At 36.2% G+C, this 24,765-nt stretch carries 25 protein-coding genes; 4 read left to right on the forward strand and 21 right to left on the reverse strand.

Annotated features, from left to right (window positions below):
• The first annotated feature begins 244 nt into the window (after positions 1–244).
• The 3 genes from ACTTKP_RS00340 (at position 245) to ACTTKP_RS00350 (ending at position 2,684) form a co-directional block, all read left to right on the forward strand.
• A complete protein-coding gene (locus tag ACTTKP_RS00340) occupies positions 245–610 on the forward strand; it encodes a LytR/AlgR family response regulator transcription factor (RefSeq protein WP_442551916.1) in 366 nt (121 codons plus the stop codon).
• Positions 611–664: 54 nt separating this feature from the next.
• Positions 665–976 carry a LytTR family DNA-binding domain-containing protein gene (locus tag ACTTKP_RS00345; protein WP_442551982.1) on the forward strand — a complete coding sequence of 104 codons (312 nt, stop codon included), beginning with the start codon at positions 665–667 and terminating at the stop codon, positions 974–976.
• 106 nt (positions 977–1,082) lie between these two features.
• Positions 1,083–2,684, forward strand: coding sequence for a GHKL domain-containing protein (locus ACTTKP_RS00350; RefSeq protein WP_442551917.1), 1,602 nt, complete (start codon positions 1,083–1,085; stop codon positions 2,682–2,684).
• A gap of 8 nt (positions 2,685–2,692) precedes the next feature.
• Here ACTTKP_RS00350 and ACTTKP_RS00355 read toward each other — a convergent pair whose 3' ends face one another.
• From ACTTKP_RS00355 to lon, 10 genes are all read right to left on the reverse strand, one after another.
• A complete protein-coding gene (locus tag ACTTKP_RS00355; RefSeq protein WP_442551918.1) occupies positions 2,693–4,204 on the reverse strand; it encodes an ATP-binding protein in 1,512 nt (503 codons plus the stop codon).
• A gap of 159 nt (positions 4,205–4,363) precedes the next feature.
• Positions 4,364–4,711, reverse strand: a complete 348-nt coding sequence (locus tag ACTTKP_RS00360) for an ORF6N domain-containing protein (RefSeq protein WP_442551919.1) — start codon at positions 4,709–4,711, stop codon at positions 4,364–4,366.
• Between the two features lie 27 nt (positions 4,712–4,738).
• Positions 4,739–6,067, reverse strand: coding sequence for a vWA domain-containing protein (locus ACTTKP_RS00365; RefSeq protein ID WP_442551920.1), 1,329 nt, complete (start codon positions 6,065–6,067; stop codon positions 4,739–4,741).
• Between the two features lies 1 nt (position 6,068).
• Complete coding sequence (locus ACTTKP_RS00370) at positions 6,069–6,908, reverse strand: leucine-rich repeat domain-containing protein (protein WP_442551921.1); 840 nt, start codon at positions 6,906–6,908, stop codon at positions 6,069–6,071.
• Between the two features lies 1 nt (position 6,909).
• Positions 6,910–7,440, reverse strand: coding sequence for a hypothetical protein (locus ACTTKP_RS00375; protein WP_442551922.1), 531 nt, complete (start codon positions 7,438–7,440; stop codon positions 6,910–6,912).
• Entirely contained in the window at positions 7,425–8,084 is a 660-nt protein-coding gene (locus ACTTKP_RS00380; protein WP_023353330.1) for a J domain-containing protein, read from the reverse strand. Before ACTTKP_RS00380 ends, ACTTKP_RS00375 begins: the two co-directional genes overlap by 16 nt.
• Positions 8,071–8,898 (reverse strand): DUF5685 family protein, encoded by an 828-nt coding sequence (locus ACTTKP_RS00385; protein ID WP_442551924.1) that lies wholly within the window; start codon positions 8,896–8,898, stop codon positions 8,071–8,073. Before ACTTKP_RS00385 ends, ACTTKP_RS00380 begins: the two co-directional genes overlap by 14 nt.
• A gap of 179 nt (positions 8,899–9,077) precedes the next feature.
• Positions 9,078–10,364 (reverse strand): serine--tRNA ligase, encoded by a 1,287-nt coding sequence (gene serS, locus ACTTKP_RS00390; protein ID WP_442551925.1) that lies wholly within the window; start codon positions 10,362–10,364, stop codon positions 9,078–9,080.
• A 91-nt stretch (positions 10,365–10,455) separates the two neighbouring features.
• Positions 10,456–11,169 carry an adaptor protein MecA gene (locus tag ACTTKP_RS00395; RefSeq protein WP_442551926.1) on the reverse strand — a complete coding sequence of 238 codons (714 nt, stop codon included), beginning with the start codon at positions 11,167–11,169 and terminating at the stop codon, positions 10,456–10,458.
• 97 nt (positions 11,170–11,266) lie between these two features.
• Positions 11,267–13,645, reverse strand: coding sequence for an endopeptidase La (gene lon / locus ACTTKP_RS00400; RefSeq protein WP_442551927.1), 2,379 nt, complete (start codon positions 13,643–13,645; stop codon positions 11,267–11,269).
• A gap of 158 nt (positions 13,646–13,803) precedes the next feature.
• Here lon and ACTTKP_RS00405 point away from each other — a divergent pair, with 158 nt between their 5' ends.
• Complete coding sequence (locus tag ACTTKP_RS00405) at positions 13,804–14,559, forward strand: SDR family NAD(P)-dependent oxidoreductase (protein WP_442551928.1); 756 nt, start codon at positions 13,804–13,806, stop codon at positions 14,557–14,559.
• A gap of 213 nt (positions 14,560–14,772) precedes the next feature.
• Here the strand turns inward: ACTTKP_RS00405 and ACTTKP_RS00410 are convergent, their stop codons facing one another.
• From ACTTKP_RS00410 to recD2, 11 genes are all read right to left on the reverse strand, one after another.
• Positions 14,773–16,566 carry an aminopeptidase P family protein gene (locus ACTTKP_RS00410; protein ID WP_442551929.1) on the reverse strand — a complete coding sequence of 598 codons (1,794 nt, stop codon included), beginning with the start codon at positions 16,564–16,566 and terminating at the stop codon, positions 14,773–14,775.
• A 263-nt stretch (positions 16,567–16,829) separates the two neighbouring features.
• Entirely contained in the window at positions 16,830–17,222 is a 393-nt protein-coding gene (rpsI, locus tag ACTTKP_RS00415) for a 30S ribosomal protein S9 (RefSeq protein ID WP_442551930.1), read from the reverse strand.
• Between the two features lie 24 nt (positions 17,223–17,246).
• Positions 17,247–17,687, reverse strand: a complete 441-nt coding sequence (gene rplM, locus ACTTKP_RS00420) for a 50S ribosomal protein L13 (RefSeq protein ID WP_442551931.1) — start codon at positions 17,685–17,687, stop codon at positions 17,247–17,249.
• 155 nt (positions 17,688–17,842) lie between these two features.
• A complete protein-coding gene (locus tag ACTTKP_RS00425; protein ID WP_442551932.1) occupies positions 17,843–18,367 on the reverse strand; it encodes a shikimate kinase in 525 nt (174 codons plus the stop codon).
• Positions 18,364–19,125 (reverse strand): type I 3-dehydroquinate dehydratase, encoded by a 762-nt coding sequence (aroD, locus tag ACTTKP_RS00430; protein WP_442551933.1) that lies wholly within the window; start codon positions 19,123–19,125, stop codon positions 18,364–18,366. The genes ACTTKP_RS00425 and aroD overlap by 4 nt, the downstream gene beginning before the upstream one ends.
• 18 nt (positions 19,126–19,143) lie before the next feature.
• The gene (gene aroE, locus ACTTKP_RS00435; RefSeq protein WP_442551934.1) at positions 19,144–20,004 is read right to left on the reverse strand and encodes a shikimate dehydrogenase; all 861 of its coding nucleotides are present in this window, start codon (positions 20,002–20,004) and stop codon (positions 19,144–19,146) included.
• Position 20,005: 1 nt separating this feature from the next.
• A complete protein-coding gene (locus tag ACTTKP_RS00440; RefSeq protein WP_442551935.1) occupies positions 20,006–20,521 on the reverse strand; it encodes a YqeG family HAD IIIA-type phosphatase in 516 nt (171 codons plus the stop codon).
• Positions 20,518–20,781 (reverse strand): barstar family protein, encoded by a 264-nt coding sequence (locus tag ACTTKP_RS00445; RefSeq protein WP_442551936.1) that lies wholly within the window; start codon positions 20,779–20,781, stop codon positions 20,518–20,520. Before ACTTKP_RS00445 ends, ACTTKP_RS00440 begins: the two co-directional genes overlap by 4 nt.
• A gap of 121 nt (positions 20,782–20,902) precedes the next feature.
• Entirely contained in the window at positions 20,903–21,757 is an 855-nt protein-coding gene (locus ACTTKP_RS00450; protein ID WP_442551937.1) for a CvfB family protein, read from the reverse strand.
• A 12-nt stretch (positions 21,758–21,769) separates the two neighbouring features.
• On the reverse strand, positions 21,770–22,498 hold the full coding sequence (locus ACTTKP_RS00455; protein WP_442551938.1) for an acyl-[acyl-carrier-protein] thioesterase: 729 nt from the start codon (positions 22,496–22,498) through the stop codon (positions 21,770–21,772).
• On the reverse strand, positions 22,491–24,728 hold the full coding sequence (gene recD2 / locus ACTTKP_RS00460) for an SF1B family DNA helicase RecD2 (RefSeq protein WP_442551983.1): 2,238 nt from the start codon (positions 24,726–24,728) through the stop codon (positions 22,491–22,493). Before recD2 ends, ACTTKP_RS00455 begins: the two co-directional genes overlap by 8 nt.
• Between the last annotated feature and the right edge of the window lie 37 nt (positions 24,729–24,765).

Genomic DNA, 24,765 nt, shown 5'->3' on the forward strand with positions numbered 1-24,765 from the left:
CTGTATGCTGATTGATTAGAGTACTATGTTTTTAGAGAAACGACGGAAGTCAGGTATTATAACTCACTAAACAGTTTTATACAATATACTTTATCCTACTCTAAAGCAGTAACATGAATTATTTCAAGAATATCAATAACCTTCCTTTCTATTTGGATGACATAATTCGTAGTTGACAAATTGATTAAAATGTGATTGTATGATACACTTCTATTGTTGTTTATAAAAAGAATGGAGCTTTAAAATGTCGGATGTACTAAAAATAGCAGTCTGTGAAGATGAAACAGCGCAAAGAAACAGACTGCTTGCACTGCTTGATGAGAGCAGTATAAAAAACATATACAGCGTTTTTGAAAATGGCGAAAAATTACTTAATGTCTTTGAACAGGGAAAATATGACCTTATCCTTATGGATATTTATATGGACAGCGAACTAAGTGGAATAGAAGCAGTAAAGCTTATCCGCCAAAAAGATGAAGATATTCCTGTCGCTTTTGTAACTGCAAGCAAAGACCACGCACTTGAAAGCTACCGCCTGTCTGCAATAAAATATATTGAAAAACCTTATTCAAAAGAAAACATAGAAGACACTCTGCGTTTGGCACTTTAAAAAAAGCAGGATGTACCTTCTCTTCTGATACAAAAAAACGGAAATTTACAAAAAATTCCTTTTGCGGATATTATTTATATCGAGCAGCAGGTACACAAAATATTTATATGTTTAAATAATACTGAGGATGTCTACATATATGGGAAACTTTCTGATTTAAATGAACAGTTTCCTGAAGAACAGTTTTTCATTCCTCACAAGAGCTTTGTAGTTAACCTTTCTTTTGTGAGATATATTGATACTGAACTTAAATGCTTTGCAATGGGAAACCATACTAATGTTCCTATACGCAGAGAATTATTGACAAAAGCTAAAAATACTTTGGAAAATTACTTATTTGACAGTACAAGGGGGCTTATGAATTGAAAATACATACTAAATTTTTTATTTCTTTGCAGATTATTTTAGTTTTACTTACAATAATCGCATTTTTTTCATCACTTGGTTTTAAACTGAAACTCCCGTTACTGTCATGGCTTATATTTATCCTAAAGAAAAGGACTTCATCTATGCTAAAACCGCATATACACCTGCAACAGTATATACTGACGATATAGAAATTTATAAATTTGGAAAGAAAGAAACCTATCCGGCTTTTATGAGAGATCCTGCCACCGAAGTATTTATATCAGAACCTGCTGTAAGAAACAAAGAAACTGAACTTAAAATCAATTTTCTCTCCCCCAAAACCCGCAGCTCAATGACTATATATCCTCCGATTATAGGCTCTATAAAGTCTATATTTCAGGATAGGATAACGGAGTACAAATATATATTTTTGCTTGCCATTGTTGAAATCGGAACAGGCATATCTCTTATCGTGATTTCCTTAATACTCAAATTTTTTGAAAAGAAAATAAGCCTTATATTTTTTTGGCTTGGCATATTTGCCCTTACATCAGGAGTTTGGGCATTGGGAGAATCTACCCTCACTGCCTTAATAATTAAAAATCCGACTTTTCTCTACCTTTGTGCCTTCATAGGGCTTTTTACCTTAGCTATACCTCTGATACACCTTACCCTCGTATCAGTTGATTTTAAAAATCCAAAGCCGCTATATATAATCTCGGCTTTTATAACTATAGCAGCCATCCTTTCTTTAATATTACAGCTTTTAGGTATATATCCTCTGTCAAGTAGTATGTATGCCTTCCATATTATTAACCCTTGCGCACTTTCTCTTCTTTTATTTTTTATTCTCTATGAGGCATTTAAAAATGACAGCTTACAGGCAAAAAGGTTCATCCTTCCTATAATGATTTTGACAATTTCTGCACTTATTGAAGTTGCAAACTATTATTTCAGATTTACCTACAAGCTTGCTTCACTATTTCAATACGGAATCCTGCTGTTCATTTTAGTAATGGGATTTATTATAGGCTTTTATACAAGAGATACAGCCAAAATAAAAAATGATAATGAAAAACTTACCTCAGAGCTTGAGTTTATAAGAATACAGATGGATGAGCAAAGAAAGTATAACGAGCTGATTACAAATAGTGAAAAAGCTCTAAAAAAACAGCGACATGACCTACGCCACCATCTAATCACAATCAAAGAGCTTGCAGGTAGTGCAAATGGTGAACTTGACAGTTACATAAACTCGCTCATAGACAATGTACCAAAGCCACAGGACAGATACTGTGAAAATACGGCTGTAAACGCAATCATTTCCCATTATTCTGCTATATGCAAGGATAAAAACATTGCATTTACTGCCAGACTCGTTGTACCTAATATAGAAAATACCAGCTTTAACAGTGAGCTTTCGGTAATATTTGGCAATCTGCTTGAAAATGCTACTTATGCCTGCATGAAAATAGATAAGGATAAAAGGTTTATAAAAATATGCAGCGGAATAAGATATAATACGTTTGTTATCACTATGGATAACTCTTATGACGGAAATTTTATATCTATAGACGGGAGATTTCGTTCCACTAAAAGAGAGGGCTTCGGCATAGGTCTTTCTTCTATACAATCGGTTGCAAGAAAGTATCAGGGAAATGCGAAATTTGAGGGAAAAGACGAATATTTTCAGTCGTCTGTATATATGCGTATAGAAGGTATATAAATATATTACTACTCCCCTCTTATCTCACTCATAAGCTTATCTCTCAAAGTAGAAGTCTTTAAGAGTTTTCCATATTTCTTTATATCCACATTTGAGTGTTCCCTTATAAAATTCATACTGTAATAATTGGTTTCAAGCTCTGAGATAAAATAAACCATCTCCGAGCCTGAAGCTACAACAAGTTCCTCGCTGTCATCAGCAGGAGTAAAATACCTCTCCATAAAGCTTATTGCATTTGAAAGTGCTTTCTCTGCCTTTTCTGTGGTTTCAAGTACTGTTTTCTTTTCTCTTGCAAAAAATGCTGACATTTCACCTGCAAAAGCTTCCTCTTCAACCCCTTCACCAAGCTTTATAAGTTCAGCAAGCTTACTTATTGTCTTAACATATATTTTGTCCTGCACTTTGTCTAAGGCTCTTCCAAGAGTTAGTTTTTCATACTCTTTTCTTTCATTCCCATAAAGTACACATACTGTCTTATATCCCTCTTCTTCCTTAGCTTTCTTAAGTATATTAAATAAGCGTTTAATATATTCTTCTTCCCTGTAAGTCTTTATAAAGTAGCTATTCAGTCCTGAAAGTATCATAGACACCACACTTATCTTCTCATCAAAACTTGCACCTTCATAGCTCGGAAGTTCTGCCTCTATATCTCCATGTTCAAGTATGTCTTTAATCCTGTATTTATTCTCATACTTACGGTAAAGTTCAAGGAAATTAACAAAGTCTACAGCTATTCTCTTGTCCTTTATAAACTCAAGAGCCACCTCGTTAGTTATTTCAAAGCCCTTTCTTTCATAACCCCAGAGAAGTACAGAAAAATCCTCCCAGCCTCTTGGAGTAACTATACGTTTCCCTTCTACAGTTGTCTCCATATGATAAAAATTTTCTTTTTTAATCTCTAAGAAACTCATAATCGCAGGATGTACACCTTGTTTTATGGCATAGTTCTTCCATACGCTGTACTCTGCTTCTATGGTTATCTGCCTTATTCTATCCAAGGTTACAGTATCAAATTCTCTTACAGATTTGTTATAACCTGCCGGATTTCCTGCCGTAACTATAATCCAGCCCTTAGGCACACTGAAATTACCAAACTTTTTCTCCTGTAAAAATTGAAGCATCATAGGAGCAAGGGTTTCTGACACACAGTTTATTTCATCAAGAAAAAGAATTCCTTCTCTGATTCCTGTCTGCTCTATGCTCTCATAAATACTAGCTATAATCTCACTCATAGTGTATTCGGTAGTGGAATACATTTTCCCGTCATATTCTCTTTCTTTAATAAAAGGAAGTCCTACTGCACTCTGCCTTGTATGGTGGGTGATAGTATATGAAACCAGTGCAACTCCTTCTTCTGCTGCCACCTGCTCCATAATGGCGGTTTTACCTACTCCCGGAGGTCCTACCAAAAAAAGTGGACGCTGTTTCACCTGAGGAAGCAAATAGTTGCCCATCTCATCCTTTTCCAAATAAAGAGCTAAAGTTCTCTTAATCTCTGTTTTCGCCGCTTCTATATTCATGCTCTATCTCTCCAACTTTTATTTTTTATTCTGATTCTTCTAAACATCAGTCATTTTATATACAGATTTTATTTTCATGTGTTATTAAAGCTGATTTCGTCTAATTTTCACTATTTTTATTTTCTTATCCCAGAAATATCCTGTAAAGTATCTATCTTACTACAAAACTTTATTTGCTATTTCACTTTTAAGTACAGATGAGAGCATCGCAATCCCCTGTTCGGTAAAGACATAAGGCATATATCTTCGACCACCTGAGCCCACTTCATTTTTTGAGGTGACATTTTGGCACCTCAAAATAGCATACTCCTCTTTTGACAACTGAAAGCAAAAATCCTCTGGAAATCTTTCAGTATTTCTGTTTCTCTGCCTATTTAAATATTTCGTCTCCACCTGATACAACATAGCAAGGTCACTATCAAGCATCACCTGCATTCCTCTGAATGTGTAAATCATATTTTTAATATTTATATCATTTGCAATTAAAATCAACTTATCATCTGACATGTACTGCCTCCATATCTGTAATATTTCTTAAACATTCACAACCAAATGCATCGCCCAAACCGGAAACTCTGCATTTAAATAAGGCAGTTTTCCATCAGGATAGGCAGTTTCGGGAAACACAAAGGCGACATCATATTCCGGCTTCATTTCAGGATAAGTTCCATATCCATCCGTAAAATAAATAAGTCCTGAAGGCTTACTCATCCTCGCCGCTTTTACTTCCTCAGCTATATAATTAAAAGCTGCTCTGAAATCCGTACCTCCACGCCCGATTATTTCAAACTCCCTAATGTATAGCTCTAATTCATCTTTGCCCTTCAGTACCTTCATATCCTGAATCTGATTGTCACACTGAATTATTACACATTGTTTGGTTATGCCAAAGTCTTCCCCTGTGCCTTCCTCCGTAAGAATATTAACAGTTTCTTCTAAGAAACCTGTCACAATTTCTCTGCTTACCGAGCCGGAGGTATCTATTACAACCACAAAATTTTTAACCGCTTCCGAAACCCTGTACTCCGGTTCCTCTATAAGCGGCATATTGCCGTAAAGCCTCAGCCCATAATTATAAAAACCATAATCAAATGTTTCAAAATCAAGCTTAATTTCTTCAACAGGCTCTTTAAATTTCCTTAAAAAGTCCGTATAAGATACCTTTTCCCTGTTCTTTGTCACAAGACTTTGATAAAGTTTTGTATTTTCAATTCCTATACTTCTTGAATAAGTTTCAATCTCAGTCTGAATCTTTGTACTTACATCCTTCCAAAGTTCTTCTTCTCGTGCATCTTCTTCTTTTTTATCTTTATCGGTTTTATTTTCATCATTATTTTTATCAGTCCAAAGTGAATGGTCATCCACCTTGTAAAAATTTTCAAGCATAAGTATATCTTCTTTATTTTTCTTTAAATAATCATAAATGTACTCAGCAGAAAATATCTTACACTCCCTTGCTATCCTTGCTGTAGCTTCTTCCTTAAGTGGGGGAACTACCATTTCTACACTTGCAACCCCCATCTCATCTATGATACCCTCTACCATAATATCTGAGGCTAAGTTCCACATATCCTCATCTCTGCCTTCTCTTCTATACATATGTCCAAAAAGACAATGGAGTACACTATGAAGATATGCTCTATTTATAAATATTGGGTTCTCCATATATTTCTCGGCAGAGAGCATAGGCACAAAGTAGAGTTTAGCTCCATCTGTGGCCAGAAAATCCACCCTCATATCAGGAACTATGGTAAGCCCATCTAACGCGGCATAGAGATAGCACATAGAAAGATATAATTCATTCTTAGCTGCATTGAATATCTTAAGTCCAAGATTTTCCCATTCTTTATTGCTTCTTCCCATTTTATATTTCCATATCCATTATACTTGTTTTCTTAAATGTCTTATTTCTATAATCTATCAAAATATTGACTCCTTCTGCAAAATCTTTTTCACAGAAAAAATCCATTGCCTCATCCACATCCTCTTTTGTAGCAAAAATTCCTGTATGTATGTAGGCTAATACCTTATTGCTATCCTTATATACTGCAGCTTCATCAAACAAAGCTTTCTTATTATTTGTTAAAAACTCTAAATATTCTTCTCTTTTCTCATTTCTTAACTCTATAGGATAAATAAGCCTTGCCTTGCAGACTGCCACCGCCTCATCAAGCTCCATAGAATATTTTTGAATTGTAAACTGGGTATCATATTTCATATAGTCAATGCCTTCTCTGTCCACACATTCTCTATAATTCATTCCTGCTCCATGCATAATCTCAGCCACTATTTTAGCTCCCACATTATCTTGAAATTCCGGTTGAAAATGCGGAAAGAAAAGCTCATTTCCATAAACAGACACCGTCACACCTTTTGACATGGCAAAGATTATTTCCTTTAGTCCCCTTAAGCTACCACCCGAGCTGTTAAGTCCTATATAGTCTAACTTGGTACAATTACGAAATGCTCCATCTCCAAAACTCTCTGTCTTGTCAAAAAATGTAAATTTTAACAAATTTCTACAATTGTAGAAAGCATTATTTCCTACTTCTTCTACATTTTCAGGAAGATTTACCTCCGTAAGCTCCCTATGCTCCTTAAAAGCATAAGCTGCAATCTTTGTAAGTTCTCCATCTCCGTCATAAACAGCCTCTTTCAGGTCTGCTACATTATGAGCTGTCCCGGTATATTTAGTTAATATCATATCAAACCTGTATCCTGTTCCATATTCCTATCTGAAATGCATCATAGGCTTTATCTCCTATGAACCATGCCGGTTGCATTGCAGCTATCCCTATCAGTATCCATTTTATATCTGTCTGTGTTAAAAATAGCTGTGGAAATATTAACAACATCGGTACGGTAATCATATTAAATACTGCCAATCTCGAAAAGAAATATATCAACTGAGCCTTCTTAATATCCTTAATAGGCTTTTTTGCAATAAACTCCCAAATGCCCTCTCTTGCCAGTATATATATTTCTACTACTGCATAGGTTATTATTTTAATTTTATCCGGAGCTATGAAAAAAGCAAGTGCTAAAGAAGATACAATATAGGCTGCTCCCATTTTCAGTCCTGACTCTCTGATTACAACTCCCACAAAAAATCCGGACAGACTTAGTAAAAAAAGCGTACTCATACCGAATACGCCTTCAAGCAGAATTAAAACCATTGAAATTGCAAGGCAAAGTCCCGCATATACTAATTTTTTCACATTTACATGCATGAACACAAATCTCCTCCCATACATTCACAAAGTGTATCTGCACACCAGAGGTTACAGAGCATATTTGTAGCATCATCTAAGGTGCTTCTCCCACCTCGGTAATTATTTCTTACAGTTGTATATCTGTTACTTTGAAAACTTAACTGATTTACCAGATTCTGATAGTCCATATTTCCGGGCTCCATAGCTACTGCAGTCTTTGCAAATTCTATGCCACGCATAGTATTTCCGAGTCCTACCTGTGCAATCGCACTGAAGTAATACCATCTGGCATTTCTGTCCCTCATACCTTCAAGGATTCTGAGTGCCTGACTGTAAGCTCTTCTGTTAAGAAGATAATAGACCTCAGCCATTTCACCGGTATCACCACCGTAATAATTTGTATTATTATACGAATTATTATATGAGCTCCTATTGTCATATGTATCAGTTCTGTTATATGAATCGGAATAGCTATGCCCACTGTTTCTTTCTTTCATAATAGTGTCGTAAGCTTCCTGAACCTGCTTAAATTTCTCCTCTGCAAGTGAAGCAAGCGGATTACCTGCATAAGAATCGGGATGATACTTCCTGCTAAGCTCTCTGTAAGCTTTCTTTATCTCTTCAAGATCGGCATTACTTGATATGCCAAGTACCTCATACGGATTCATTTATCTCTCCTCCTGTCTCAAACTTTGACCAAACTCCATCATACAATATATTTCTTAAAATGTCGACATCTTTTATAAGCGGCAATCTTTCAAATGCTGCTGTACATTCACCAAGTGTAATTTCAAGCATTGTTCTTACATTTTCTTTAAAATTACTTTCTTTGTAAATATTTCTGAAAGGGTTATAATTCCCCTTCTTAGCATCTTCTTCCACATCTTCATAGGCATCCATTATATAGACGAATTTTCCTATAAAAAAACCTATTCTTCTTAAATCTTCTTCCCAGTTATCCTTTTCATATACAAAAATTTCAGCCATCAGCCTTCCGAAAGTCCCTGCCACTTCTTCAACATCATCGCAAGCCTCTGCTTCAAGTCTGCTAAGCTCTCCCAGTTCTTTTTTTATAGCTTTAACCTGTCGTTCATATTTATCTGCTGCCTTTTTATATGAATGCTTAAATGCCAACAGCCCTGCTGCCGCCTTAAGCTTCTTCTCATCTTTATAATCATCCACAAAGTGCTCATAAGCTAAAATTATATTCATATCTGCCGCATACTCACTGAATTTATTTGTAATTACAAGGCTTTTACGAAGAGGATGTACCATACAGCGTTTATTTCTTACTATAATTTCAGGTTCATAAAGTGAAGTTAAAAACACTATCAGAAAAGTCATATCATAGGAAAGCGAAAATCTGCTGCTAATACCATACCTTCCTCCCAGAGTTTCACAGAGTCCGCAATAAAACCCCTTAAACTCATAGAACTCCTTCATTTTCAACTCCATTTTATTAACATTTACATATCCGTACATATTCCTCCAAATACAAATAAAAGCACAATATTTCTCGGAAATATTTTTATAGAAATTTTCTTTAAAACAAAAAATCTCCGAATTAACTGACAAGATAAGCTTAACCCTAATATCCATCAATGTCAATTAAATCGGAGAAACTTTATTCTTAAGAAATACTTACATTCCTTAGTTATAAATTATTTCTTAGGTACAAGCTTTTCCTTGCCACCCATATAAGGTCTTAAAACCTCAGGAATATTTACACTTCCATCTTCATTTAAGTTATTCTCAAGGAAGGCTATAAGCATACGAGGTGGTGCCGCAACTGTGTTGTTAAGAGTGGTTGCAAAATAATTACCATTCTTATTGCGTACTCTTATGCGAAGTCTCCTTGCCTGAGCATCGCCGAGATTTGAACAGCTTCCTACCTCAAAATACTTCTGCTGTCTTGGGCTCCAAGCCTCCACATCCACAGATTTTACCTTAAGGTCAGCTAAATCACCTGAGCAGCACTCTAAGGTTCTTACAGGAATATCAAGGCTTCTAAAGAGGTCTACTGTATTCTGCCACATCTTATCGTACCACTTCATAGCTTCTTCAGGCTTACATACTACTATCATTTCCTGCTTTTCAAACTGATGTATACGGTAAACTCCTCTTTCCTCTATACCATGTGCACCTTTTTCTTTTCTAAAGCAAGGTGAATAGCTGGTAAATTTCTGCGGAAGACTCTCTTCATCAAGCATCTGGTCGATGAATCTTCCTATCATAGAATGCTCACTTGTTCCTATAAGATAAAGATCCTCACCTTCAATCTTATACATCATAGCATCCATTTCTGCAAAACTCATAACTCCTGTAACTACATTGCTTCTAATCATAAAAGGAGGGACACAGTAAGTAAAGCCTCTGTCTATCATAAAGTCCCTTGCATAAGTAAGCACAGCAGAATGAAGCCTTGCAATGTCGCCAATAAGGTAGTAAAAACCATTACCTGCTACCCTTCCTGCACTTTCAAGATCAATACCGCCAAAACTCTCCATAATCTGTGTATGATAAGGTATTTCAAAATTAGGAACCTTAGGCTCACCAAACTTCTGAACTTCTACATTCTGTGAATCATCCTTACCTATTGGAACACTTTCATCAATTATGTTAGGTATAGTCATCATAATCTTCTTGATTTTCTCATCAAGCTCAGACTGTTCTTTTTCCATAGCCTCAAGCTCTTTTGCATCGGCTGCTACTCTTCTTTTAAGCTCCTCTGCTTCATCCTTCATGCCCTTTGCCATACAGGCACCTATCTGCTTACTTAATGTATTCTTTTCAGCACGAAGGCTGTCTCCCTTAGTTTTTAACTCTCTTGCTCTTTCATCCAGCTCTATTACCTCATTTACTAAAGGAAGCTTAGCATCCTGAAACTTGTTTCTGATGTTCTGTTTTACAACATCAGGGTTCTCTCTTAAAAATTTGATATCTAACATAATGTCTCTCCTATATTGTATTATTATTTATGACAAAACGGCACAAACCCTCTTACAAGTATACTTGAACAGGGTTTCTGCCTCTTGCATTTTAAATGTTTTTCATAACCTGAAGTGCTTTTCTTGCGATTAGCAGGTTTCCATGCTCCAATAGTGATGCTTCTAATGCAGGTCTATTCTTAATCTTAGCCCCAAAATCAATAGCCATAAAACAGACTTTTGCATAAGACAGGGTTGCCATAGAGGCTTTATGAACTACTAAAATATATCCATCATCCACCTTATACAAGTCACTCTTTATTGGTCTTCCATAAGAAATTGACTTTGCATACTCACTTATATCATCAAGTGTGTCAAAAAGCAATACATGAGTTGTTTTTTCTCCATCAATTCCTACAATTGATTCAGTTATCAATTTCTCCGGAGATTTCACTTCCTGCTCATTATCTTCACGCCCACTACCCATTTCGGTTATAGTTTGGCGTAACTTATCCACTTGAGACATTTTTCTAAATAATGTCTCAAGCCTTTCTGCCATACCTACATCAACAGCCTCTTCCATAGCGGCATCAGTAATAGTAATAGATACCTTACCACCCGGCATCTGCATTATCCCAAGAGTAACCATGCCACTCTTAGATATTGTTCCTACCTCCGCACCTGCTCTCTCAAGAAGTTCATGGATAAAGTCAGAAGCCTGATCACTTTGTTCTATAAAGTCATCAATGCCAATTCCGTACTCTTCCATGTCTTCCGCTGTAAGAATACATCTGACAGTTCCTTTATTTAATCTTATAAATTTCATTCGTTACCTTCTTTTCATGAGCGGTTTACTTATCTTTTTTCTTTTATAATCGCACATTTTTTAAGATTTTTCAATATACTTTAAAAGACAACAAAGTTCATTTCGAGATAAAATCTGAATTTTCATCCTTTTTCATCTTCTTTTTATTCTTTTTGCTTTTTTCATTAAAAAAGCCCCTATTGTTAGGATGTAAAGACAGTTCCAAAGCTTCCCTTGCTACATCAGTTACTGTGTCCACAAGCACTATTTCAAGGGAATTCTTGGTACTTTCCGGAACATCTATTAAATCTTCCTTATTTGAAAGTGGAATCAATACCTTTTTTATTCCTGCTCTTTCTGCCGCCATAAGCTTCTCCGGAAGTCCCCCTATAGGAAGCACCTGACCTCTAAGAGATATTTCTCCTGTCATTGCAAGCTCCGAAGATACATTTATACCAAGCACAAGTGAAGTAATCGCAGTAAACATTGTTATTCCCGCTGACGGACCGTCTTTGGGAACAGAACCCGACGGAACATGTATATGTATATCCTTATCCCTAAAATCAATATCTCTATCAAAAAGTAATGATTTTACAAGATTTACAGCTATAGATGCTGATTCTTTCATGACATCTCCAAGCTGTCCTGTAATCACTATCTGTCCTGTTCCTGAAAGTGCTGTAGTTTCTATAAACAGTATCTCTCCTCCCGCCTGAGTCCAGGCAAGTCCTGTTACAACTCCCGGAATATTATGTTTGAGTGCTTTATCATGCAGAGCCTTCTTATTCCCAAGTAATTTAGGTAAATCTTCCTTTTTAATAACCACCTTACCTATTTCCTCTTCAAGAATCCTCACTGCTGCCTGCCGCATAAGTTTATCAATCTGTTTTTTAAGTCCTCTTACACCGGCTTCCATTGTATAATTTGCAATTATATTTTTAAGTACTGAATCTGAAATTCCTATATTTTTCTTTAAAAGTCCGGTTTCCTCAAGTGATTTTGCCATTAAATGTTCCTTAGCGATATGGAATTTTTCTTCAGCAGTATAGCCTGACAATTCTATAATCTCCATCCTGTCAAGCAAAGGCTCACTCATTTCATCTATGCTGTTAGCCGTACATATAAATAGTACCTTAGACAAATCATAAGGCACATTCATATAGTGGTCTGTAAAGGTTACATTCTGCTCAGGATCAAGAACTTCAAGCAAAGCACTTTCAGGATCTCCGTTAAAACTACCATATCCCAACTTGTCTATCTCATCCAATACAATGACCGGATTATTCACCCCCGAACGCTTAATGCTTTCCATAATACGCCCCGGCATAGCACCGATATAAGTTCTTCTATGCCCTCTTATCTCAGCCTCATCCTTTACACCGCCAAGACTTATTCGTATATACTTCCTGCCAAGAGCCTCAGCTATCGCCTTTCCCATACTTGTCTTACCTGTACCGGGCGCTCCTGTAAAAAGAATAATTGAACCTGCGTTCTGTTTTTTCAAAGCCATAACTGCAATCTGTTCTATTACTCTTTCCTTTGGTTTTTTTAGTCCATGATGACTCTTGTTTAATATGTCTTTAGCCTTTTTTATGTCTATATCAGTTTCTTCAGCAGGTTTCCAACTTAGGGCAGTTACAAATTCAAGATATTCTAAGGTTGAGCCATACTCATGATCCTCGCTCCCCATCTGCTTAAACTTATTAAATACCCTATCAATTTCAGCCCTTGCCTCATCCGGAAACCCTGCTTCTTTAATCTTACTTTCAAGCCTTTTAACATCAGACACTTCTTCAGGATTATACTCATTCAATTCATCACTAAGAAGCTCTATCTGCCTCCTAATCATATTTTCCCTGTAATTATCACCCTGTTTATCCTGAATTTTTTTACTTATATCCACCTGAAGTTCTACCAGATCCTTGTACTTTAGCATAGCTTCTGAAATAAGATGGTATCTTTCTAACAGAGAATCAGTTTCAAGCATTGCATATTTTTCTTCTACTGTCAAATCTGTATAAGGCCCTACTATGCTTATAACCTCATTTACATTATCAAGCTTCTCAGAAAAACGCATTGCCCAACTTCCCCACTGAAAATAAGAAGAAATCTGTGCAAGGCTTTCCATTACCATATTAAATACTGCCCTCTGTTCTCTTTCATCTATATCCGTTTCATCATAAATTATTTCATAGTCAGCAACCAGTATTTCCTTATTTGCTACAAGATTATGCACCTTTACCTTAACATCAGTTCGCACTGCAATAATAAAATCTTCATCATTATTTCTTATGCCTTTTACAACTCCTGTTAAGCCGATAGGATAAAAATCTTCCGATTTAATTTCTTCCCTTACCCTGCTCTCTTTCAGAGGCAAAAGTATTACAGTATCCTCTGTCTTAAGAGAAGCTTTCTCTCTCTCAGTTAATGAATCCGGCTCAAGATTGTATTGTACTTCCGGTAAAATTATTGTATTATAAATAGGTATAACTAACATCTTACACCTCCTGTCTTCCTATAAATATATGTTCTATAAAATGATACCATTAGACAGATATTTGTCAAGGTTTATTGCAAATTTTAGGACTAATATCTTGATTTTTCAGGTCAAAAATACTAAACTTTATAATTATAACAGATTTTAGGAGAATTCGTATGTTAGCTTTAATTACAGGTGCCAGCAGCGGACTTGGAGTCGAATTTGCAAGACTTCTTGCTATAAACGGGTATGATTTGATTATAAGTGCAAGGCGAAAAGACAGACTGGAGTCACTTAAGAAGGTTTTAGAGAAAAAATACAAGATAAATGTAGAGGTAGTTCCATCTGATTTATCTAAAGTTTCAGAAGTAGAAAAGCTTGTAGAACATTGTTATAAAAATAACATAGATGTACTTATTAATAATGCAGGCTTTGGTATACTTAAGGCATTTCAGAATATTTCAAATGAAGAAAATACTAATTTAATTAATACCAACATTACAGCCCTTACTCTGCTTAGTCAGGAATTTATCAAAACGCAGAAACGAGGTTATATACTGAATGTTGCAAGTGTTGCCGCCTTTCTGCCGGGGCCTCTGCTTTCCTCTTATTATGCTTCAAAAGCCTATGTACTCAGTCTTTCTGCTGCTGTCAATGAGGAGCTTAAAAGGAGTGGAAAGCCCATTTCTGTTACCACTCTTTGTCCGGGGCCGATGAAAACCGAGTTTTTTGCTACAGCAGGAGCTTCTAAGGAATTTGCAACCGCTACTCCGAGAGCCTGTGCAAAAAGAGCTTTAAGAGCTATGTTTAAGAGAAAGCCTGTAGTTTTTTCTGATAACCTGATAGCCCTTGCAGCCTTTGGAACTAAATTTTTACCTTTTAACCTGCTTACTAAGTTAAGCTATAAGATACAAAGAAGTAAATTTATGTAAATTAGTAAGAGGAAGTATTGGTGATTAACCTTTACTTCCTCTTACTAATTAGTTTCTATAACATTGCTTAATCATTTTTATATTTTTTAACAATGAATCTTACAGCAAATACAATGACAGCAATGCCTACTACGGACATTATAGGTAACATTATAGTTGCAATGTTCATATAAACACCCCCTAGGTTACTTTTTATAAGAAAGGTATATAACATCAAATCGGAGCACAAGCCTCTTTAAGCCAAGCCAATTCCTCACCCTCAAAATAAGGTGAAAGCTTCTCAAATACCAACCTGTGGTAAGCATCTATCTGCTCTATATCTTTCTTTTCAAGATAAGATACATCAATAGCTTCTTTATCAATAGGGCAATAGGTTACAGGCTCAAAGCACATAAACTGACCATATTCATTCTTAATATCCTTCTTGCAAAGCAGCTCATTTTCAATTCTTATTCCATGGCTGTTCTCTGCGTAAACCCCCGGCTCATCTGTGGTTATCATACCTTCCTCAAGTACCGCACTGTCATTTCTTTCAGGAACCATCTTCCATCTGAAACCGTTTGGAGCCTCATGTACATTTAAGAGATAACCAACTCCATGACCTGTACCACACTTGTAGTCTATACCGATATTCCACAGAGGAGCACGGCAAAGTATGTCAAGATTGATACCTGTGCAACCATATAAGAACTTAGCATTTAAGAGATTCATATGTCCCTTAAGTGTAAGCGTATAATCTCTCTTCCACTCGTCTTTAAGAGGTCCCAGTACTATGGTTCTTGTAATATCTGTAGTTCCTTCATAATACTGTCCACCCGAATCTACTAGGAAGAAGCCTTCCGGCTTAAGCTCGGCATCATGCTCAGGAGTAGCTGAGTAATGCATCATTGCAGCATTTGCATTATATGCGGCTATAGTATCAAATGAAAGCTCAATAAAGCCTTCCTGCTCCCTTCTTCTTGCCTCAAGATAATCACTTGCAGAAATCTCTGTAATCTTCATCTTGCCGACATTCTTCTTAACCCAGTAAATGAACTTTACCATAGCGATTCCGTCTTTTACATGAACCTTTTTAATATTTTCTATCTCTGTAGAATTCTTTTTAGATTTTTCAAGTGTTGTTGGATTTGTCTTGTCAAGCTTTTCTACATTTTCAGGTATGTTGCTATAGATTGCATAGTTTACCTTCTTGCCGTCAAGCATTACCTTCTTGCATTCTTTAAGACCTTTTACATATTCATAAATATCATTGTATGGCTTTATTTCTACATTAATTGCCGTGAATTCAGCTCTAAGCTTGTCATTAAGTACTGCTTCATTAAGGAAAAGTACTGCCTTGTCCATAAATACAACTGTATAAGAAAGCACCACAGGGTTGCAAGGGATATCATCTCCACGCATATTATAAAGCCAGGCTATATCATCAAGGGAAGTAAGCACGAAGGCATCTGCTCCCTCATCTTTCATTGTTTTTCTTACAAAGGCAAGCTTATCTGATGCAGGTCTTCCCGAATATTTTTCTTCAAGGAAAAATGCAGGCTTAACAGAAAGTGCAGGCCTGTCTGTCCAGAATTCATCGACTAAATCTTTGTCGTATTTAATAGCTGTATTCTTCTTAGCTATAGCCTTTTTAAGCTTGTTACCCAAAGCAGAGTTTATAACTCTTCCATCAAAGCCAAGCACTCCATTTTCAGGAATGTTATCCTCAATGTATTTCTCTATTGTAGGAACACCTTCCTCACCCATACGCATAAGTTCTATAGTGCTTTCTTTCAGCTCTCTTTCTGCCTGAATAAAATATCTGCCATCTGCCCAAAGAGCAGCCTTTTCTTTTCCTACCAAAAGAGTACCTGCTGAGCCTGTAAAACCTGACATATATTTTCTTACGCCAAAATGCTCTCCGGCATACTCCGATTCATGGAAATCAGCAGTAGGTATGAGATATAGGTCAATCCCTGATGCTGACATTCCTTCTCTTAATTTTGCCAATTTTTCTTTAACTTCCATTTTGTCCTCCTTGCATTAGATGGAACTAATTATTATAGGAAAAGTCTAACACAAAGAACTTTATTTTTAAAGTCTTATGGGAAATTTCTACTTTATTATCGTTCAGGCAGTTGCAAAAGTCATCCGGAGGATACCTCAACTAGTCTCATAATTTGTTACTATCGTGTTACTATCACGGAGAAATGCTAAGAAACGCAGGCAAAGAAAAATCCCATAAAATCAAGCTTTTGCTCAATTTTACGGGATGTAAAAATTGCTGTTTCTTATCTCTTACTAAACTGTGGTGCTTTACGAGCTTTCTTAAGTCCGTATTTCTTTCTTTCTTTCATTCTGGAATCACGAGTAAGGAAGCCTGCTTTCTTAAGAGATGGACGATAGTCTGCATCTGCCTCAAGAAGAGCTCTTGAAATACCGTGACGAATAGCACCAGCCTGACCTGTTGTACCACCACCGTGTACAGTAACAAGAACATCAAACTTCTCACCTGTCTGTGTAAGAGCAAGTGGCTGACGAACTATTGTCTTTAAGGTTTCAAGACTGAAATACTCATCTATGTCCCTCTTATTTACTACAATCTTACCTGATCCTGCTACAAGATATACTCTTGCAACACTGCTTTTTCTTCTTCCGGTTCCATAAAATTTAACAGTAGCCAATGTAATATCCTCCCTTCACTCTAATTAGTATCTGCTCTTAATCTCATAAACTTCAGGCTTCTGAGCTGTCTGTGCATACTCAGCATCAGCATATACATGAAGTTTCTTGAGCATATTTCTGCCAAGAGTTCCGGTTGGAAGCATACCCTTTACTGCATGAGTAATAGCATCTTCCGGCTTTGTATTAAGAGTTTCCCTAAGCGTCTTCTGCTTAAGTCCACCAACATAATCACTATGACGATAGTAAATCTTCTGATCAAGCTTCTTACCACTTACCTTAATGCCTTTAGCATTAATAACAATTACATAATCACCGGTATCTATAAAAGGTGTATATTCAGGTTTCTTCTTACCTCTTAAAATATTTGCCACCTCTGTTGCAAGGCGTCCAAGTGTCTGTCCCTCAGCATCAATTACATACCATTTCTTCTCAACGCTGTTAGGGTTAGCCATAAAAGTCTTCATGGTTATTCCTCCCAAAAATATTGTAAAAAGCACATTAAGGAGTATGTGCTGCTTTGTCTGTTCTTATGGCAGATAAAAATGTATTATCCCAATAGGATGTCCGGGCCTACCTGAATAACGACATAATTATTCCGTCACATCTGTTTATTATACATCTATGCAATGCTATTGTCAAGCATTTTCTCAACAATCTTACCGACAATTTTCTCTACCGAAATATCATCTACATCAATAGTCACATCTGCTGTCTTTTCATAGGCTTCTTTTCTTTCATTCATCAGCTTTTCTACTTTAGCAAGCTTATCCTCTCCCAAAAGTAAAGGTCTTGTTACATCTCCATCAAGTCTTTTTACTACTGTTTCCGGTTTTATTCTAAGATAAAAAACCGTTCCAAGTTGTTTTAGAAGCAATATGTTTTCCTCATTTGTAATTATTCCTCCACCGGTTGAGAGCACTTTAAGTCCATCAGCCTCTATGAGATTTTTTAATATTTTAGTTTCCAGCTTTCTAAAATATTTCTCCCCTTTGAGATTAAATATTTCACTTATTTTAGACTGCTCATAAGTCTCAATAAGCTCATCTGTATCAACAAAGGAAATTCCCATTTTTCTTTCAATTGCCTTAGCTATAGTAGTTTTACCCGAGCCCATAAAACCTGTCAGTACGATGTTTTTCATCATAATACCGCATCCAGCCTGTCCAATATTTCTCTGACTTCCGTAATTTCCATCTGTCCCGGGGCACTCGACTTACCTATGCTTGCAAAAGTAATCGAAGAACCTGTAAATTCACCCAGAAGTCTTGTAATCCTTCCCATATTGCCCATAGCTATACTAATAATAGGCTTTGGGTTAGGTCTGGTATAAGAAAGAACAGTAGCCGTCATAATTCTCATTACATCTTTTTTCTTATGTGGCATAGTTGCAATCTTAAGAATATCTGCATTACAATTATCAATTACTGACAGTCTGTATACCAGTTCAGCTGTATCCGGAGTACCCGAAAAATCATGATAAGAACCGATTACCTTAACATCTGTAAAACTATGTATCTCATCAATTATATCTCTCGCCTTAAACTTAAACGAAAATATTTCAACATCAATCATATCTGTAATCCCTGCATTTGCCACAGAAAGAATCAGATCCTGATACTTCTCGTTGTCAATTTCTTTCCCGCCTTCAGGCATGGTTCTAAAGGTATAGATTATAGGAAGATCACCTATGACATTTCTTACCTCAGATAAAATCTCATTATGATAATCCTCATCAAATTCTCCTTCTCTGAGCATATCTGCTCTCCATTCGATGAGATCCGCTTTACTGTCTACCGCTTTTTTCGCTTCTTCTACCACCTCTGCCTTGTTTTTACCCATAACAAGCACACAGATTTTAGGTTTTCCCTCACCAATAGTTAAGTTTCTTACAGTTACATCCATAGTCGGTTCTCCTTTCTGTTAAAAGAATTTTTTTCTTACTTCTTCAACCGGCATATCTTTCCCTGTATAAAGCTCAAAAGCATATACCCCCTGCCATAACAGCATTCCTTTTCCGTCTATGCAAGTACACCCTCTCTCTTTTGCTTCTTTTAGAAGTCTGGTTTCAAGAGGGTTATACACTACATCCGCAACTACCAAACCTTTACGAAAAGCAGATATATCTTTAACAATAGATTCATTATCAAGCGGTTTCATTCCTACCGCTGTTGCATTTATGAAAATATCTGCCGACTTAATCTTATTTGTAAATAATTTCTCATCTTCGATATCATTTATACTTATGACCACATTCGGAACTTCATCTTTTATTCTTGCAATAGTTTCAACCATCTTGTCAAAATTCAGGCTTTTTTTATTAAAAATACTTATCTCGGCAACACCATCTAAGGCGGACTGTACTACGATTGCTGTTGCCGCTCCTCCTGCTCCTGCTACTACAATCCTCTTATCAGCTATTTCTATGTTATGTGCTGCAAGATTTTTAATAAAGCCAATTCCATCCGTATTGTAACCAATCAATTTTCCGTTTTCATTTACCACAGTATTCACTGCACCTATAAATCTCGCAGGCAAAGACAGCTCATCTATATAAGAAATCACATCATTTTTACAGGGCATTGTGAGGTTAAATCCTCGCATATTATAGAGCCTTGCAGCAGCCACAGCTTCTTTAAGCCCTTCCCTTCCTACATCTATCGCTACATACACATAGTCAAGTCCAAGTTTATTAAAACTATAATTGTACATTGCCGGCGAACCCGAATGTGCAACCGGTGAACCAAATAAAGCAAGCAGTCCGGTATGCCCTGTGATATTCATATCAGTTTCCTGCCTTTCTTTCCTTTTCGTATGCAGCTAACACAATTTTTTCAAGGTATCTTTTAAGCACTATCTGTATCTCTTCTTTTTTGTCAATCGGATTAAGTAAAATGTTACTGATTCCCGCTCTCTTTGCACCTAAAATATCTGTAAAAAGCTGATCCCCTATAAATACAGTAGTTTCCTTCTTTGTTCCCATCATCCTTACAGCCTTAAGATAGTTTGTAATTTTGGGTTTTCCTGCCTTATAAATATAGAGAGAACGAATATTTTTGTTAAATCTCTTCACTCTCTCTAATTTATTATTTGATAGCAAAAATGTCTTAAAACCCATTCTCTTAAGTTCACTAAACAGTTTTTCAATTCTTTCATCTGCATCTGCACCATGTGGTACAAGGGTATTATCAATATCAAATATCAATCCCCTCATACCTTTTTTATACAGTCCATTAAAATCAACTTCATAAATTGAATTCTGTCTGGCATCAGGATAAAATTTTCTAATTAATTTCATCATACAAGTTTAATATTCTCATTTGACTGCTCAGCCTGCTCGAATGTCTCAAGAATCTCCTGTCCATATTCTCCGAGATTAATCTCAAGCAAATCAACATCTTCAAAAGTAATTTCAGTGGACTCATCTATAGAAAGCAGGTACTCTAATAAGGTATCTGTATCTGTAATGCTGTCCTCATCCCAGTTAAAAACTCCTTCAAGATATGCGTGAGCCATAGCTTTCGTGGCCATCTCTCCACAGTCAATAACAATTTCTTCCATTTTACTTCTCTCCTTCTAAATTTAAAATAATGGATTCAAACTAATCCTTTCAGCATAGAGCCTGCATGAGTTATTACTCTATATCATAATTTATGCCACAATCATGTGACCTTGTCAATAACTATTCTGCTAATCTTATTCCATCTTTTTCAATTAAAATAATCCGTTCTTTATAAAGCCTTCCTATGGCTCTCTTAAAAGCAGCCTTACTCATACTAAACTCTTTTTTTATTTCTTCCGCATCGCTCTTATCCTGATAAGGTAAGTGTCCTCCTGCTGCCCTTAATTTTTCAAGCACTACCTCTGAGTCTGCATCCATCTGTACATAAGCCTTCTGCCTGAGTGAAAGATCCATTTTACCATCTTCCTTTACTTCAAGCACTCTCGCCTCAATACAATCTCCTGCTTTTAGCTCCGTATGAAGTTCTTTCTTCGGCACAAGTGCAGAGTATTTATTATCTACTGCCACATAAGCTCCAAACTGCTCATGTACCTGATAAACAGTTCCTTTTACCATATCATCTTTCTGATAAGGAGTAAGGAGAGATAGTCTTGAATATAAATCCATTGTCGCACAGAGCCTGTCACTCAAGTCCACATAAACTATTACGAGTATTTCATCGCCGGGGCTTATGTCATAAATCTGCTCTTTAAACGGCAAAAACAAATCCTTCGAAAGTCCCCAGTCAAGGAATGCTCCAATTGTATTAACCTCTTTCACTTTTAGCTTCTTTATTTCTCCTACCTTAATAAAAGGCTCCATTCTAGTCGCAATCAACCTGTCTTCAGAATCTTTATAGATAAAAACTTCAATTTCAGAGCCTAACTCCATATCTTCCGTTACCTGATTTTTAGGCAGTAAAACCTCATCTTTTGTGTCTCTTTTCTTATCTTCTTTTTTTTCTATATCTGTAAGAAATAATCCGAAATCTGTTTTTTTAACTATAGCAAGTTTCTGTTTATACCCTAATCTCATCTTCTTTCCTCTCTATCCAAGCTCAAATTCAACCTTTGCAAAATTTTCTCCGACTTCATTATCCAGTGAAACAAAAATTCTATTATTGCCTTCATCAAAATAATAAGCAGGAATCATTGTTTCATTAAGTACTGCTGCCTTCTTATATTCTACCCTTATTTGCCTTATCCTGTCTAGTTCCAAACTCTCAGGCAGAAAGTCAAGTGCAATCCTCACATACTCCCTGTTGTTCATATGACAGTTTGAATCCAGATGCGATTCCCTCACCTTAAGACAATCAGCCTTTATAATTTTTTCTAAATCACTTGGAATCACTATCTTTCTATCCGCCTTTTCCATAGGAAATTCTTCATCTATTTCAAATCCTATACCTTCTTTCTCATACTTTACAGGTTTTCCCTTTTCAGTATCAACATAGAACCAAATGGAATTGGCATAAGCACACACCTCTTTATCTGCACCGTACATAATGAAATTTCTAAATCCATAAACACCTTTAATCTCATAAGCCCTTGTCTCAACCTCAATCTCTTCATCTATATCAGGTCTTCTATTAATCACTATCTGCCAAGAACTTAAAAACCAAGCTCTCTCCATTCCTAAAAGTTTATCTTTATATAAACCTATGCTATTGCTGTGAAAATTGGAACAATCCTGAAAATAACTTATAAGATGTGGTATCGCTAACTTATTATCTTTCGCAGTTTCGCTAAATCTGACCCTGCTTTTAAATTTATACATTATCAGCTTCCTCCATTTCTATTATGCTGTCCACAAGCCCTGTATTTCTTCTCATTTCACTCTCATTCTGTATCATTTCATTTACCGAACCTTCACTTCCTACAATTGCAACACATTTTCTGGCTCTGGTAACTGCAGTGTACAAAAGATTTCTGTTTAACAAAGGTCTTGGAGCATTTAATAACGGAATTATTACTGCCGGATACTCACTTCCCTGCGACTTATGTATAGTAACTGCATAAGCCAAATCCAATTCCTCCAGAGTTGAATTTGAATACTCCACCATCTTCCCCTCATCAAATTCAACCGTCACTGTTCCGGCATAGTCATTTATTTCTCTTATAATTCCACAATCACCATTAAAAACTCCTGTACCTGTTTTCATTGTAAGTCCTGTCTTTGTTACAATCTTCCACTCTAACTGATAATCATTTTTTATCTGCATTACCTTATCGTTTACACGAAAAACCATTTCACCCCACTGTTTTTCTTTTTTATTTATATTAGGAGGATTGATATACATCTGAAGGATTTTATTTAAGTTTTCAACCCCCAACTCTCCTTTTCTGGATGGTGTCAATACCTGAATATCATGCTTTGTCGCAGAAACATATTTAGGAAGTTTCTCATCAATTAGGCTTACTAAAGCTCTCTGTATTTGCAAGGAATTATCCATTTTAATCATAAAAAAGTCTTTACTCTTATTATCTAACTTAATACTTTTCCCGGCATTTATTTTATGTGCATTTGTAATAATATCACTTTCCGCAGCCTGCCTGAAGATTTCATTCAGCATTACAACATTAAACTTTTCAGAGCTTATTATGTCTTTTAAAACCTTACCGGGACCTACACTGGGAAGCTGATCCACATCTCCTACCAGGATAAGTCTGGTTCCTACGGTTATTGCTTTTAATAACGAGTACATCAGATATGTATCAACCATTGACATTTCATCTATAATTATCACATCTGTCTCAAGAGGATTTTCTTCATTCCTTTCAAATCTCATTACACCACCCTCTTCAGGATTACCATTTAATTCTAGCAACCTATGAATGGTCTGAGCTTCCATCCCCGTTGTTTCTGTCATTCTCTTTGCAGCCCTCCCCGTAGGTGCTGCAAGTAAAATCTCCATATTCTGCATCTCAAAAAGTTTAATTATCGCATTTATGGTTGTTGTCTTTCCCGTACCCGGACCTCCTGTAATAATTACAAGTCCACTCTCAACAGCCTCATACACAGCCTTTCTCTGTAAAACTTCCAGATTAATTCCTATTTTCTTTTCAACTTCTCTTACCTTGGCTTCCATGACTTTAAAATTATTATTGCTTTTAGTGTTTAAATCCAAAAGTTTTCTGGCCACTGTAAGCTCCATATAGTAAAGATTATTGTTATAAACCCTGCGTTCATGGTTTATCTCTTTTAAGAAAATCTTTTTATCAGACTTAAGTTCATAAATGTCATTTTCAAACTCATCTTCAGAAATTCCAAGCAGTCTTTTGGACTCTTCAAACAAAATTTCAAATGGCAGGTAAGTGTGTCCATTTGATGCTGCAAGACTTAAGACAAATAAGATTCCCGCCTTCATCCTCATTGAAGATTCCATAGAAAATCCCATTTTTAGTGCAATTTCATCTGCGGTTTTAAATCCTACTCCTGCAATATCCTCAGCAAGTCTATATGGATTTTCACGCACAATCTTCATAACCTTTATACCATACTCTTTGTATATCTTCATTGCTAATGAGTTTGAAACACCGTATTGATTAAGAAAAAGCATTGCATTACGAAATTCTCTTTTTTCTTCAAACTGTGTAGCTATCTCACTCGCTTTTTTCTCTGTTATTCCTCTAATTTCAGATAGTCTTTCAGGTTCTCTGTCAATTATATTAAAGGTATCATCTCCAAATTTTTTTACAATCTTAGATGCAAGTGCAGGCCCTATACCTTTAATAATTCCTGAACCTAGGTATTTCTCCATAGCTATAGAAGTTTCGGGTTCTTGTATCTCATAGGCAGTTACTACAAACTGTATTCCATACTGCTTATGCTCAACGAAACTTCCTTCCGCAATAAGTTTGTCACCTTCAGTAAGATCTGCAAAATAACCTGTACACATAACCTCATCGCCCTCTACACTGAGGCTTGCCACCGTATAGGCATTTTCCTGATTCCTAAAAACAATTTTCTCTACATGGCCATTAATAGTTTCTAATTCCAAAGCAATTATCTCCCACACTTAACAAGCCTGCATACAGCTTTTA

It is taken from the genome of Catonella sp. (assembly GCF_052169795.1).
GTDB lineage: Bacteria > Bacillota > Clostridia > Lachnospirales > Lachnospiraceae > Catonella.

Excerpts from the sequence above, each read along its gene's own strand:
- ACTTKP_RS00350 (WP_442551917.1), top strand. The coding sequence starts at position 1,083 with ATGGCTTATATTTATCCTAAAGAAAAGGACTTCATCTATGCTAAAACC.
- ACTTKP_RS00450 (WP_442551937.1), bottom strand. The coding sequence starts at position 21,757 with ATGAGATTAGGGTATAAACAGAAACTTGCTATAGTTAAAAAAACAGAT.
- ACTTKP_RS00445 (WP_442551936.1), bottom strand. The coding sequence starts at position 20,781 with ATGGAAGAAATTGTTATTGACTGTGGAGAGATGGCCACGAAAGCTATG.
- ACTTKP_RS00395 (WP_442551926.1), bottom strand. The coding sequence starts at position 11,169 with ATGAAATTTATAAGATTAAATAAAGGAACTGTCAGATGTATTCTTACA.
- aroD (WP_442551933.1), bottom strand. The coding sequence starts at position 19,125 with ATGGATGTAACTGTAAGAAACTTAACTATTGGTGAGGGAAAACCTAAA.
- lon (WP_442551927.1), bottom strand. The coding sequence starts at position 13,645 with ATGTTAGTTATACCTATTTATAATACAATAATTTTACCGGAAGTACAA.
- ACTTKP_RS00385 (WP_442551924.1), bottom strand. The coding sequence starts at position 8,898 with ATGTACGGATATGTAAATGTTAATAAAATGGAGTTGAAAATGAAGGAG.
- ACTTKP_RS00340 (WP_442551916.1), top strand. The coding sequence starts at position 245 with ATGTCGGATGTACTAAAAATAGCAGTCTGTGAAGATGAAACAGCGCAA.
- rplM (WP_442551931.1), bottom strand. The coding sequence starts at position 17,687 with ATGAAGACTTTTATGGCTAACCCTAACAGCGTTGAGAAGAAATGGTAT.
- ACTTKP_RS00410 (WP_442551929.1), bottom strand. The coding sequence starts at position 16,566 with ATGGAAGTTAAAGAAAAATTGGCAAAATTAAGAGAAGGAATGTCAGCA.
- ACTTKP_RS00405 (WP_442551928.1), top strand. The coding sequence starts at position 13,804 with ATGTTAGCTTTAATTACAGGTGCCAGCAGCGGACTTGGAGTCGAATTT.
- ACTTKP_RS00425 (WP_442551932.1), bottom strand. The coding sequence starts at position 18,367 with ATGATGAAAAACATCGTACTGACAGGTTTTATGGGCTCGGGTAAAACT.
- ACTTKP_RS00355 (WP_442551918.1), bottom strand. The coding sequence starts at position 4,204 with ATGAATATAGAAGCGGCGAAAACAGAGATTAAGAGAACTTTAGCTCTT.
- serS (WP_442551925.1), bottom strand. The coding sequence starts at position 10,364 with ATGTTAGATATCAAATTTTTAAGAGAGAACCCTGATGTTGTAAAACAG.
- ACTTKP_RS00440 (WP_442551935.1), bottom strand. The coding sequence starts at position 20,521 with ATGATGAAATTAATTAGAAAATTTTATCCTGATGCCAGACAGAATTCA.
- aroE (WP_442551934.1), bottom strand. The coding sequence starts at position 20,004 with ATGAATATCACAGGGCATACCGGACTGCTTGCTTTATTTGGTTCACCG.
- ACTTKP_RS00455 (WP_442551938.1), bottom strand. The coding sequence starts at position 22,498 with ATGTATAAATTTAAAAGCAGGGTCAGATTTAGCGAAACTGCGAAAGAT.
- ACTTKP_RS00365 (WP_442551920.1), bottom strand. The coding sequence starts at position 6,067 with ATGGGAAGAAGCAATAAAGAATGGGAAAATCTTGGACTTAAGATATTC.
- ACTTKP_RS00370 (WP_442551921.1), bottom strand. The coding sequence starts at position 6,908 with ATGATATTAACTAAATATACCGGGACAGCTCATAATGTAGCAGACCTG.
- ACTTKP_RS00360 (WP_442551919.1), bottom strand. The coding sequence starts at position 4,711 with ATGTCAGATGATAAGTTGATTTTAATTGCAAATGATATAAATATTAAA.
- ACTTKP_RS00380 (WP_023353330.1), bottom strand. The coding sequence starts at position 8,084 with ATGAATCCGTATGAGGTACTTGGCATATCAAGTAATGCCGATCTTGAA.